The sequence below is a fragment of the Bacillus sp. FSL R5-0434 genome, assembly GCF_038004745.1.
Taxonomy (GTDB): Bacteria; Bacillota; Bacilli; order Bacillales; family Bacillaceae; genus Bacillus; species Bacillus halotolerans.
This window is the reverse complement of the sequence record NZ_JBBORV010000001.1, coordinates 652089-664999: the sequence shown is the minus strand read 5'-3', so window position 1 is coordinate 664999 and position 12911 is coordinate 652089. Positions and strand designations below refer to the sequence as shown.

Here is a 12911-nt window from a genome sequence, read left to right as displayed (position 1 = left end):
CAAAACCCTACAAATTTGAAATAAACTGTTATATTTTCTGACATAAATTTTCGACAAAATGTATATTTATGTTACAGTTTCAATTATCATAATATTCAGTAACAACTCTAATTTTCAAGGAGGTAACATATGAACCAGTCTCAATCAGGATTAAAAAAAGAATTAAAGACCCGACATATGACGATGATTTCTATCGCCGGCGTCATCGGAGCCGGATTATTTGTTGGCAGCGGTTCAGTCATTCACTCGACCGGGCCCGGTGCCATTGTCTCTTATGCATTAGCCGGATTATTGGTCATCTTTATCATGCGAATGCTTGGTGAAATGTCGGCTGTAAACCCGACAAGCGGATCATTCTCCCAATACGCTCATGACGCTATCGGACCGTGGGCAGGATTTGCAATCGGCTGGCTCTACTGGTTTTTCTGGGTTATTGTTATCGCTATTGAAGCAATCGCGGGAGCAGGCATTATCCAATACTGGTTCCACGATATTCCGCTGTGGATGACGAGCTTAATTTTGACGATTTTACTCACACTGACAAACATCTACTCTGTTAAATCATTTGGTGAGTTTGAATATTGGTTCTCCCTCATTAAAGTTGTTACAATCATCGCATTCTTAATCGTTGGTTTTGCATTTATTTTTGGCTTCGCCCCAGGCAGTGATCCAGTCGGTTTCGCAAATATCACGGGCCAAGGCGGATTTTTCCCGGAAGGCATAGGCTCTGTATTACTCGGAATTGTTGTCGTGATCTTCTCCTTTATGGGAACGGAAATTGTTGCGATTGCTGCCGGTGAAACATCAAACCCGGTCCAATCCGTAACCAAAGCGACTCGATCCGTTGTATGGCGCATCATTGTCTTTTACGTTGGTTCAATCGCCGTTGTCGTTGCGCTTCTGCCTTGGAACTCAGCGAATATTTTAGAAAGCCCTTTCGTCGCTGTTCTCGAACATATTGGAGTGCCGGCAGCCGCGCAAATTATGAACTTTATCGTCCTCACAGCTGTACTTTCTTGCCTGAATTCAGGTTTGTACACCACATCCAGAATGCTGTATTCACTCGCAGAAAGAAACGAAGCGCCGCGCCGCTTTATGAAACTGAGCAAAAAAGGAGTTCCCGTACAAGCAATTGTCGCCGGAACATTTTTCTCTTATATCGCGGTCGTAATGAATTACTTTTCACCTGACACCGTCTTTTTATTTTTAGTCAACTCATCAGGCGCAATCGCCCTGCTCGTTTATCTTGTTATCGCTGTTTCCCAGCTGAGAATGAGAAAAAGCCTCGAAAAAACAAACCCGGAAGCATTGAAAATCAAGATGTGGTTCTTCCCGTTCTTAACCTACCTGACCATTATTGCCATCTGCGGTATTTTAGTATCCATGGCATTTATTGAATCTATGAGAGATGAACTGCTGCTGACAGGCTTTATCACAGGCATTGTATTGCTTTCTTATCTTGTGTTCAGAAAACGCAAGGTGACTGAAAAAGCATCAGCCAAACCGGTCACTCAGCAGCAGCCCGATATCCTGCCTTAACGGCAGGATTTTTTTGTCACCTTCACGTCCTTAATGTCATTAACTATAGTACCAATTAGGGAATATTTAGATAAGGACAGATGAAAATGACACTTGAAAAATTTGCGGATGCTCTCCCAATCCCAGATACACTAAAGCCGGTACAGCAGTCAAAAGATAGCACATACTACGAAGTAACCATGGAGGAATGCTACCATCAGCTTCACCGCGATCTCCCTCCAACCCGCTTGTGGGGCTATAACGGTTTATTCCCCGGTCCCACCATTAAGGCCAAAAGAAATGAAAACGTTTATGTGAAATGGATGAATAACCTTCCTTCAGAGCATTTTCTTCCAATTGATCACACCATTCATCACAGTGACAGCCAGCATGCCGAACCCGAGGTGAAAACCGTCGTTCATTTACACGGCGGCGTCACTCCAGATGACAGCGACGGTTATCCTGAGGCCTGGTTTTCTAAAGACTTTGAACAAACAGGCCCTTATTTTAAACGAGAGGTTTACCATTATCCAAATCAGCAGCGCGGAGCTATTTTATGGTATCACGATCATGCTATGGCGCTCACGAGGCTGAATGTGTATGCCGGGCTCATCGGTGCTTATATCATCCATGAACCAAAGGAAAAACGTCTAAAGCTCCCATCAGGTGAATACGATTTGCCGCTTTTGATCACGGACCGTACGATTAATGAAGATGGCTCTTTATTTTATCCGAGCGGACCGGAAAACCCTTCACCGTCACTGCCTAATCCGTCAATCGTTCCAGCCTTTTGCGGAGATACGATTCTCGTCAACGGGAAGGCATGGCCATACATGGAGGTAGAACCGAGAAAATACCGCTTCCGCGTCATCAATGCCTCTAATACGAGAACATATAACCTATCACTTGATAATGGCGGAGAATTTATCCAGATCGGTTCTGATGGCGGACTTTTGCCGCGCTCCGTCAAGCTAAACTCCTTCAGTATTGCGCCGGCTGAGCGCTTTGATATTCTCATTGACTTCGCCGCGTTTGAAGGACAATCGATCATTTTAGCAAACAGCGAGGGCTGCGGCGGTGACGTTAATCCAGAAACAGACGCAAACATCATGCAATTCAGAGTCACAAAACCGTTAGCCCAAAAAGACGAGAGCAGAAAACCAAAATACCTGGCATCTTACCCTTCGGTACAGCACGAAAGAATACAAAACCTCCGAACATTGAAGCTGGCAGGCACTCAAGACCAATACGGCAGACCCGTCCTTCTTCTTAACAACAAACGCTGGCACGATCCTGTCACTGAAGCACCGAAAGCCGGTTCTACCGAAATATGGTCGATTATCAACCCGACTCGCGGAACACATCCGATCCATCTTCATTTGGTCTCCTTCCGTGTATTGGACCGGCGCCCATTTGATACAGCCCGTTTTGAAGAGCGCGGAGAACTGGCCTACACCGGACCCGCCGTTCCGCCGCCACCAAGTGAAAAAGGCTGGAAAGACACGGTTCAGTCCCACGCCGGTGAAGTTCTGAGAATCGCCGTAACATTCGGGCCATACACTGGGCGGTACGTATGGCATTGCCACATTCTTGAGCATGAAGACTATGACATGATGAGACCGATGGATGTGATTGACCCCCATAAATAAGTCCCATAAAACTTGCCTGCTGCAGGCAGGTTTTTTTATCTATGAAACTTTTTTCTTCCATAAATCGTATAACTTAGAAACAGCGAAGAAAGGAGCTGCTTTTTATGCTGGCAAACGATCTTAAAAATAAAACAAATCAATACATTTCAATTTATGACGAATTAAAATCAAAATTAAGGTGGAAAGTTGCTCATAATCAGATATTAATGCTCATCTCATCTGCATATATTGTGAATAAAAGAGATTTTGATTTTCAGCGCTTTTATGATTTGAGCAGCTATATAAAATCAAACATCGGCAGCTTTTCAACACTCAATTCTCACCACCGCTTTACTGTCGCTTCAATTCTGGATATTCATTTTCAGCATGAGGCGAAGCAAGCGTTTCTTACTTTCATCGATGTGTACAGCCAAATGGTGAAGCTTGGATATAAACGGGATATTTTCACGTACCTTTCCGCTCTGATCATGCTCACCGGCAAGACCGAAACGATAAACCAAAGAGAACAGATGAACATGGGGCTCTCTGTTTATCAGCAGATGAAGAAAAATCACTATTTCCTCACTTCAACTCAAAATGTTCCGCTTGCCGTATTGCTTGCCCAAAACGAAAATAGTTTGCGGGCGCTGAACAAGGCAGAAACATGTTATCAGCTGCTGTCCGCTAATGGCTTTAAAAAAGGCCAATACTTACAACACGTCAGCCATATTCTTGCCCTGCAAAGTGAAAAAGACCCTGAAACCCTTGTTTTCCAATGCAAACTGATCTTTCAATCCATTACTGAATCTCATAAAAAGCCAAAAGATTTTCATTATCCCGATCTCGCCCTTCTCACATTCTTGGAAGAGCCGGACATCAAAACCGTTTTAGGCATCACTCATGAGCTGAACCAAGAAAAAGCATTTAAATGGGAAAAGGATATGAACTTCAAAATTGCTGTCAGCTTATATCTCAGCGAGTATATGGAGAAAAATCTGCTGATGGAATCAGGCCTATACACAGCAATTGAAACGGCCATCCAAGCACAGCAGGCAGCCGCGACAGCTGTGATCATCAGTTCATCAGCCATTCATTCACATGACGGAAACTAAAGGAGGAGAAAACATGCCATATATCACATTAGAAGATCAGACCCGCCTATACTACGAAACTCACGGGAGCGGGACACCGATCCTATTTATACACGGCGTGCTTATGAGCGGACAATTTTTCCACAAACAACTTTCAGCGCTATCTGCCAATTATCAATGTATTCGTCTCGACCTTAGAGGGCACGGCGAATCCGACAAAGTTCTTCATGGACACACCATTTCCCAATACGCCCGTGATATCAAGGAATTTATGTGTGCGATGGAGCTTGATCCTGCCGTCCTTGTCGGCTGGTCAATGGGCGCTTTCGTGGTATGGGATTATATCAATCAATTTGGGAATGATAACATACGAGCCGCTGTTATCGTCGATCAATCGGCTTCTGACTACCAATGGGACGGCTGGGGACACGGCCCGTTTGACTTTGACGGCTTGAAAACAGCGATGCACGCTATTCAAACTGAGCCGCTTCCATTCTACAAAAGCTTCATCAATAATATGTTCGCAGAGCCGCCAGCATCAACAGAAACAGAATGGATGCTTGCCGAAATTCTGAAACAGCCAGCAGCCATTTCAAGTACGATTTTATTTAATCAAACGGCAGCTGATTATCGCGAAACCATTCAAAACGTTCATGTGCCGACATTGTTATGCTTCGGAGAAGACCGCAAATTTTTCTCAATAGAAGCCGGAGAACACCTGCGTGAACATATTCCAAACGCAAAGCTCGTTACATTTTCGAAGAGCAGCCATTGCCCGTTTTTAGAAGAACCGGATGCTTTCAACAGCACGCTCCTGTCCTTTTTAGATGAGCAGATTGGAAAGTCATAAAGAAAAAGGAATTAGGAGATTAGGGCAAAGTATGAGACAATAAGAAATGTGCAGTAAAATACATGAGGGAAGAAGTGACTTTATGTCTTACTATAACAAACGAAATCAAGAACCGCTGCCAAAGGAAGATGTGAGTACTTGGGAATGCACAAAAGAAGACTGCAACGGCTGGACCAGAAAAAACTTCGCCAGCAGTGACACGCCATTGTGCCCTTTGTGCGGAAGTAAAATGGTCGACGGCATCCGTTCATTAGTGAATCTCCAAAACAACAGCCAAACGAAAACAAGTTAGCTCTTCCCTTTTTTAAAAGCAGTCTCTATCAGCAAACAATCCTCGATCAGAGATACGAATTTTATATCCAATAGCACGGCCTCCCGATTTGACGAGAGGCCGAGATAATGAAGCCCAAAACTGTAAACGTTTCGGGCTTTTTCACTTTCCGTTATGGTATAATATGGATATGAGGGGTGATGATGTGATCAAAAACCAACAGCAGGCTGACCTGAAGAAACGAGCTTCTGTCAAAAAGTTGAATTTGGCTATAAACTCATGTGCGGAACTTATGAATTGGTCAATACCGATCATTCGTTTCTTTAAATGGCTCGGATCATTTGCCCTGCACCTCGTCCATTAAAAAAATCACTCAGCATTTGCTGAGTGATTTTTTCAGTTGATGACAGAAAAGCTGTTGATGATGCCATTCGGATTTTCCCATACTTTTTTGAACGTCTTCGTATCAAGGTCATAAGAATAAATTGTCCGAACCTTGGCTTCACGCCCTGTTTCGTCCTTCAGCTTTTTAGCCCCTTTGGCTTCGGCAAGGAAATAAATCTTCTTTCCGTCCTTGGAGAACTGCGGCTGCGCGTCAATTAACAGCTTAAATGTTTTCTGATTTGAAATGATTTTTTCATAGGTTTTCGTGTCTGCATTCAGCATTTGAATAGAAGCCGTTTGCTCCGTGCCTTTTTGTGTATATGACGTAAACAGAATACGTTTATCGTCATCAGAAACAGCAATGTCACTGATAAACTGCTCCAGGCTCTTAAGCTCATGAAGGCCGCTTTCATGACCGGCCGAAAAATGAATCTTTGTCGGTTCAGGATCGATTCCCTTCTCATTGGCTTCATCCGTTTTTTTGTAATCTTCTTCTACAGAATAATGAAGCAATGCAAATGAATCTGTTTTTTGGTTATAAAAGAAGCTGCTGACGCTGTCATCCTGGTCATTAGCGGCAGGATACAGGTTTTTGTACTTCTTCGTCTTCAAATCAAAGGATGCGATACGAAAATTGCTTTCGTCCGCTTTCCCTAAACGAAAATAGATTTTTGAGCGATCCTTTGATAAAAACAAGCTGTCCGCGCTTTCCGGACCTTTATAAAGCATAGTTTTCTTATCAGACTTAAGATCAAGCTTAAAAAGCCTCATCTCATTTTGATCGTTATTGCTTGTATAATAGAGCGCCTGCTGCTCTTGGTCCAAGGCAAATGCCGGATAGCTGGTCAGCTTCGCCTCGTGGATCACCTTATCATTTTCATAATACTTCGTCAGAAGATCGGTATCGGTAATCGAAACCAGAAGCTTCTCACTGTTCTCCGTGTTCACGGAAACATCGGCGGCACTCTCACTGCCTTTATCTTTAAAAGAATAAAACATAAAACCTGCAGCTGCCGCCAAAACAACGACGATTGCCAATAAAACGATTCCTTTTTTCATCTCTTATCTCCACCAATAGAAAAAGCAAGAATGCGACTTCTTGCTTTACAGATTTAAACTATGTATTAATAGCTGTAATGTCCCGCTACTTTTCCTTTGCTTAATGGGTATCCCAGCGCTTTAAACGCTTTAGGGCTTACATCCAGCACTGCATGAGGCATTCTGCCAACATCATTTTTATAAACCGTAATCACCTTTTTAGGCTTCGCTTTAGCATAAGCTCTGATTTTTGTCCCATTTCTAGGTACGTCAAATCCGATCTTTGTCGCACAGTCCCAATGTCCAAGTTTTTTACCTGAAGAGCCTTTTTTCCCAACTCCGTTATACCAAGTAATATTTCCGTTCACATGTTTTGCACTGGCATCTGCTGAAAAACTGAAAGCTCCCAAAGTACTTCCTACTAAGATAAAAGCGGCTAAAATGACTTTCTTCAACATTTCGTCCCCCTGTTTGTTAACATCTAGGAAAAATTATACACGATCAACCAGGGATTTTTTATTTCAATATCCTTACAGTAATGTTACAAAGTCGAAAAAATCCCCTCTGCTAAAATAAACCATGGAAGATTATCCTATTATAATTGCAGCATTAGCGTTATAATTGTTGATAGAGTAGTTGTCGCATTCAATATGAACGAACCATTACCGTATTGTTCAAGCCAAATTCATAGTTATGTAAACCAATCATACTCTCTCATCATAAAGAAAAAAGAGTGTGCGAGACTCTTTTTTCTTCAAAGTTTCTTATTTCAAAAAACGTAGATTATATTATATATAAGTTTTATCTTTTTTTGGTTTTAAAAAATGGCGATTTTGTGAACAGTTCATATTGATCGGTGCGGAATTACTCATATCAAAAGATATAGGAGTGGTAATCCATGAAGGCAGCTAGATGGCATAACCAAAAGGATATCCGTATTGAAAATATTGAAGAGCCAAAAGCGGAACCGGGAAAAGTCAAGATCAAAGTCAAATGGTGCGGCATCTGCGGCAGTGATTTACACGAGTATTTAGGAGGCCCGATCTTTATCCCGGTGGACAAACCCCATCCTTTAACAAAAGAAACAGCACCTGTCACAATGGGGCATGAATTCTCCGGTGAAGTTGTTGAAGTCGGGGAAGGCGTTGAAAACTATAAAGTCGGAGACCGAGTCGTTGTGGAACCGATTTTTGCAACACACGGACATCAGGGTGCGTACAACCTTGATGAACAAATGGGATTCCTCGGCTTAGCCGGAGGCGGCGGCGGATTCTCTGAATACGTTTCTGTAGATGAAGAGCTGTTATTCAAACTTCCTGAGGAATTATCATATGAACAAGGCGCACTCGTTGAACCTTCTGCGGTCGCTTTATACGCTGTCCGCTCAAGCAAAATCAAAGCCGGTGACAAAGCGGCTGTATTCGGCTGCGGCCCGATCGGACTTCTTGTCATTGAAGCGCTGAAAGCTGCGGGTGCTACTGAAATTTATGCTGTTGAGCTCTCACCTGAGCGCCAGCAAAAAGCTGAGGAGCTCGGCGCCATTATTGTGGATCCGTCCAAAACAGACGATGTAGTGGCACATATCGCAGACCTTACAGGAGGCGGCGTTGACGTAGCCTTTGAAGTAACCGGGGTTCCAGTCGTTTTGCGCCAAGCGATCCAATCTACAACAATCGCCGGTGAGACAGTGATCGTCAGCATCTGGGAAAAAGGCGCTGAAATTCATCCGAACGATATCGTAATCAAAGAGCGTACAGTGAAAGGAATCATCGGGTACCGTGACGTATTCCCAGCTGTATTGTCATTAATGAAAGAAGGCTATTTCTCAGCCGATAAACTCGTTACGAAAAAGATTGTCTTAGACGATTTAATCGAAGAAGGCTTCGGAGCTCTGATCAAAGAGAAAAACCAAGTGAAAATTCTTGTCAGACCAAACTAAACATACAAAAAAAGAATCCGCATTCAAGTGTGGATTCTTTTTATTCCACTTAGCCAATCACTTCAGCGCCGGACTCTTCTTTAACCTCACTGCGATCATGAGCACGGAAGCTTTCCTCAAGCTGCTCAAGCGAAAGACCTTTTGTTTCCGGTAAAAACTTGTTCACAAACAGAATCGAGCAAATTCCCAGCGCAACGAAGATGAAGAACGTTGTTGATAACCCAATGCCTGCCATCAAAATAGGGAAAGTCAGACTGACTGCGAAATTGACCATCCACAAGCAGAATACCGTAACACCCATTCCCAGACCGCGAAGGCGCAGCGGGAAAATTTCTGAAAGCATCAGCCATGTCACTGGTGAAATCGCACCCTGCTGAAACGCCAGGAACGAAACCGTTAATGACAGAACCACATATGGAAGCGCAGGCGATCCTTCCAGCACAAGTGAAAATATCCCGATCAGCAGCAATGCCGTTGTCGTTCCGATCAGCCCTGTAATCAGCATCGGCCGGCGACCGACTTTACCGAGCAGCCAAATTCCAACGAACGTGGCCAGGACGGAGATCACACCATTGGCAATATTCCCGATCAGCGCTGCTTCCGTTTGAAATCCGGAATCTCTTAAAATTTCAGTGCCATAATACATGATGGAGTTTACACCCGTAATTTGCTGTACAATCGCAATTCCGATTCCTATGAATACAATTCGGCGCACCCACGGCACTGCAAGATCTTTAAACGTAGCTTTCTCAAGCTTATCCTCTCTTTTGAAAGCGGATTCAATTTCAACCAGCTCAGAAGCAGCGCGTTTTTCGTCCCTGATTTTCTTCAAAACACCTAAAGCATCTTCATTCCTTCCTTTTGAAACAAGCCAGCGAGGACTCTCAGGCATTCTGATCATTCCAAAGAACAGGAATACGGCCGGAAGAGACGCTATCACGAGCATAAATCTCCATACATTGGAGCTGTCTCCCATTGTCGTCCCGAGGATGGCATTAAAAACAAAGGCCAACAGCTGTCCGGATACAATCATTAATTCATTCTGGGTCACCATCCGTCCTCTGCTTTCCACTGGTGACATTTCCGCTAAATAAGCAGGCACCGTCACTGATGCGCCCCCGACGGCAATTCCAAGCACAAAACGGGAGATGATCATGATTGTTACGTTTGGAGCCAGTGTACACCCAATCGTTGAGATAAAAAATATAATGGCGAGGAAAAGAATATTTTTACGGCGTCCGTTAAAATCAGACATTCTTCCGCCAAGCACAGCTCCAAGTGCAGCTCCAAAAAGAAGAGAACTGGTGACGAGCCCCTCTGTAAAAGCATTAAGATTAAGCTGATCAGGCTCACCCATATATGGTAAAGCTCCATTTAATACCCCGGTGTCATAACCGAAGAGAAGCCCGCCGAAAGTCGAAACTAAAATAATTGTGCGTAAAAATGACATTTGACTGCCTTTTGTATTCATACCGTTTCCCCCAGTCTTTTTCAAAATCGGTCACTGCGTATTTCAAAAACGCATTCTAGGGTGCCGCCTTCCTCAAATGCCGTGAGCAGGCCGCAGAAAAAAGTTCAAAATGTCTTTTTTCACTGGCTTCATAACCTTCCCTTCTTTTCAGCATGTGATGAAGTCAATTGATTTGGAAGCGATTTCATTTATTACTAAACAACAATGGGTATATTTTTGATGTCTGACTTAATGAATTGTCATCTTATAGTCACTTTGTAGTGTTGTTATAGTAATTTCATAGTGATATATTTGTCACTTCTGATATTATCATAATTTCAAAAACGCTTTCAGTCAATATAAATTTCTGAAAATTCCTTAACTTTATGTCAGTAAAATGACCACTTCAAGGGGAAATTGAACTTTTTTCTTGCCGGAAATGTGGAATCAGTATGTATTATCTGTGAATTTCTGTTTCATTTCTGTCTTCATCAAAATGAGTAAGTGTTGGGTAACTTCCCCTATACAAATCTTCTCTGCATGATTCGCTGCTCAAACATTCAAATGTTTGTTTCAGATTCAAGACAAAAGGAAATAGAAGAGGAAAATAAAGATGGCTAAATGGCTGGCTCTTATTGAATAGGAGGAGGCAATAAAATTGAATGAGATTTATATCTTTGCAGGAATTTTATTGTTGGCAGCGGGGATGATTGATTTTATATGGACAACATTATGGCTTGAGAGCGGAGCCGGTCCGATCTCAAGATGTTTGTCTGCATGGTTGTGGAAAGGCTTCCGTAAGATCAGCGGAGATCACGCAAAGGTTCTCAGTACGGCAGGGCCGCTGCTGTTATGCATGACATTATTGGTGTGGATCGGTTTATTTTGGAGCGGCTGGACTTTTATCTTCTCAAGTGATCCTCACTCTCTCGTAGTTACTCAAAGTAAAGAACCAGCCTCCTGGTCAGACCGGGCTTATTTTTCTGGATATGTGATGTTTACATTAGGAAATGGCGACCTTACACCGAACGGTGCCCTTTGGAAGCTTGTGACAGTCGGTGCTACAGCTGAAGGTCTGCTTACGATTACTTTTTCTGTCACGTATTTGATTTCTGTCTTGAGTGCGGTTAATCAAAAGCGCTCATTCGCCCAGAGTGTACTGAGTCTTGGGCATAACGGAACAGCGATTGTCCAAACTGCGTGGAACGGAAGACATTTTCACGACATGGATTTGCTTCTCGTCACATTTTCTTCAGAACTGGGAAAGCTGACCGCTCAGCACAACGCCTTCCCCATTCTACATTTTTACCATAGCACACAGCGCGAGGAATCTTCCGTCATTGCAGTCACTGTATTGGATGAAGCGTTAACCATTTTGACGTATGGCATTCCAAAGCAGTACCTTCCGAATCAGCTGCACATAAGAGAAGCGCGCTCAAGTGTCAAAAACTACTTAGACACCGTTCATACAGCATATATCCATCCGGCTGAACAAGAACCGCCGGAGCCCAACCTCTTGAAGCTAAGGGATTGCGGCATACCAACCCTATCGGAGCAAACATTTCGAACAGCGGTCAAATCTTTAAAAGAACGGCGGCAATTGCTTTTGGGCATTGTTCAAGCGGGTGCGCGTAAGTGGCCTGCACAAGAGTAAGGGGTAAAAAAGAGGATGCCTCCCAAAAGTCAAAAAGACTTTTAAGAAACATCCTCTATTTTTATTACAAAGATAAAGAAGCTTCAATCTCTTCCATACGCGGCAGTGCATCAATCGCTCCAATTTTAGTGCAGACAAGAGCGCCCACCTTATTGGCAAAAGACACGATATCACGCAGCTGCTCAAAATCAGTTTCTACCGATTCAATCTTATCTGTACCAGCTAATTTGAACAATGCCGCTCCGACAAAAGCGTCTCCCGCTCCTGTAGAATCAATCGAAGTGACAGGAATACTCGGAATGATTTCATGTTCCTTGCCATTAGACAGCAATGTTCCGTTTTTCCCAAGGGTCACGGCAACCATCTCGGCTCCGATACCATGGAGAATATTGACGCCCTCTTCATGATCCTTCGCACCAGTGATGATCTCCAGCTCCTCGTCACTCACCTTAACAAAATCACTTAAAGCAATGGCTCTTTTTGCAGCACTAACAAACTCAGAGACTCTTCCCTTCCATAAATCCCCTCGATAGTTAGGATCAAATGAAAGAAATTGCCCTTTATCCTTCGCAATGGACATAAGCCGTAAATAGGCTGTACAAAATGGATCAGATAACAATGCCGTCGCTGAGCCAAAATGAAGGATTTTCGCTTGATTCATTTTATCCTGATCGACATCTTCGATCGTAAACAGAGCATCCGCGCCTCTATTGAAAACAAAATCGCGCTCTCCATTATTCTTTAATGAAACAAAAGCAAGCGTTGTAGGTGCTTTCTCATCCATCACCAGCATAGAGGTATCCACATGAACAGCATTTAACGTTTGCTTCAGAAAATACCCAAAGGGATCCTTCCCTACTTTTCCTGCGAAAGCAGCGTCCCCTCCCAGCTTGGCAATCGCCGCTGACACATTTGCCGGTGCACCGCCGGCACTTTTTAAAAATTGACGCCCTTTCTTTAAATCAACGTCCACATCGGTACAAAAGAAATCGATCAATAACTCCCCAATACAAACAACAGACTGACTTCGCATGTTATCACACTCTTTTTACATATTCTAGATTACAGTCTCAGTATATTACTTTCAG

12 protein-coding genes are annotated in these 12911 nt (G+C 43.3%); 8 read left to right on the top strand and 4 right to left on the bottom strand.

The window, feature by feature from the left end; translation table 11 throughout:
- The first annotated feature begins 129 nt into the window (after nucleotides 1–129).
- From gabP to NYE43_RS03430, 6 genes are all read left to right on the top strand, one after another.
- Nucleotides 130–1539, top strand: a complete 1410-nt coding sequence (gene gabP / locus NYE43_RS03455; RefSeq protein ID WP_059293380.1) for a GABA permease — start codon at nucleotides 130–132, stop codon at nucleotides 1537–1539.
- 86 nt (nucleotides 1540–1625) lie between these two features.
- Nucleotides 1626–3167 (top strand): outer spore coat copper-dependent laccase CotA, encoded by a 1542-nt coding sequence (cotA, locus tag NYE43_RS03450; RefSeq protein WP_341060905.1) that lies wholly within the window; start codon nucleotides 1626–1628, stop codon nucleotides 3165–3167.
- 104 nt (nucleotides 3168–3271) lie between these two features.
- Nucleotides 3272–4258, top strand: a complete 987-nt coding sequence (locus NYE43_RS03445; protein ID WP_341060903.1) for a DUF4003 family protein — start codon at nucleotides 3272–3274, stop codon at nucleotides 4256–4258.
- A gap of 13 nt (nucleotides 4259–4271) precedes the next feature.
- Complete coding sequence (locus tag NYE43_RS03440; RefSeq protein WP_341060901.1) at nucleotides 4272–5087, top strand: alpha/beta fold hydrolase; 816 nt, start codon at nucleotides 4272–4274, stop codon at nucleotides 5085–5087.
- 82 nt (nucleotides 5088–5169) lie between these two features.
- On the top strand, nucleotides 5170–5379 hold the full coding sequence (locus tag NYE43_RS03435; protein WP_003234008.1) for a cold-shock protein: 210 nt from the start codon (nucleotides 5170–5172) through the stop codon (nucleotides 5377–5379).
- 184 nt (nucleotides 5380–5563) lie between these two features.
- Nucleotides 5564–5722 (top strand): hypothetical protein, encoded by a 159-nt coding sequence (locus NYE43_RS03430; RefSeq protein WP_038954158.1) that lies wholly within the window; start codon nucleotides 5564–5566, stop codon nucleotides 5720–5722.
- A gap of 32 nt (nucleotides 5723–5754) precedes the next feature.
- Here NYE43_RS03430 and NYE43_RS03425 read toward each other — a convergent pair whose 3' ends face one another.
- Together NYE43_RS03425 and walM are read right to left on the bottom strand one after the other, a co-directional pair.
- Nucleotides 5755–6801: a hypothetical protein gene (locus NYE43_RS03425; protein WP_268544203.1), complete on the bottom strand. Its 1047-nt coding sequence runs from the start codon at nucleotides 6799–6801 to the stop codon at nucleotides 5755–5757.
- Between the two features lie 65 nt (nucleotides 6802–6866).
- Nucleotides 6867–7238, bottom strand: a complete 372-nt coding sequence (gene walM / locus NYE43_RS03420; RefSeq protein ID WP_081638245.1) for a cell wall metabolism protein WalM — start codon at nucleotides 7236–7238, stop codon at nucleotides 6867–6869.
- Nucleotides 7239–7678: 440 nt separating this feature from the next.
- On the opposite strand from walM, the gene bdhA reads away from it, so the two are divergent.
- Entirely contained in the window at nucleotides 7679–8719 is a 1041-nt protein-coding gene (gene bdhA / locus NYE43_RS03415) for a (R,R)-butanediol dehydrogenase (protein ID WP_024120423.1), read from the top strand.
- Nucleotides 8720–8768: 49 nt separating this feature from the next.
- Here the strand turns inward: bdhA and NYE43_RS03410 are convergent, their stop codons facing one another.
- The gene (locus NYE43_RS03410; RefSeq protein WP_213418369.1) at nucleotides 8769–10190 is read right to left on the bottom strand and encodes a sugar porter family MFS transporter; all 1422 of its coding nucleotides are present in this window, start codon (nucleotides 10188–10190) and stop codon (nucleotides 8769–8771) included.
- 637 nt (nucleotides 10191–10827) lie between these two features.
- On the opposite strand from NYE43_RS03410, the gene NYE43_RS03405 reads away from it, so the two are divergent.
- Nucleotides 10828–11823: a potassium channel family protein gene (locus NYE43_RS03405; protein WP_341060893.1), complete on the top strand. Its 996-nt coding sequence runs from the start codon at nucleotides 10828–10830 to the stop codon at nucleotides 11821–11823.
- A 64-nt stretch (nucleotides 11824–11887) separates the two neighbouring features.
- Here the strand turns inward: NYE43_RS03405 and NYE43_RS03400 are convergent, their stop codons facing one another.
- Nucleotides 11888–12856, bottom strand: coding sequence for a carbohydrate kinase family protein (locus tag NYE43_RS03400; protein ID WP_341060889.1), 969 nt, complete (start codon nucleotides 12854–12856; stop codon nucleotides 11888–11890).
- Nucleotides 12857–12911: the final 55 nt, after the last annotated feature.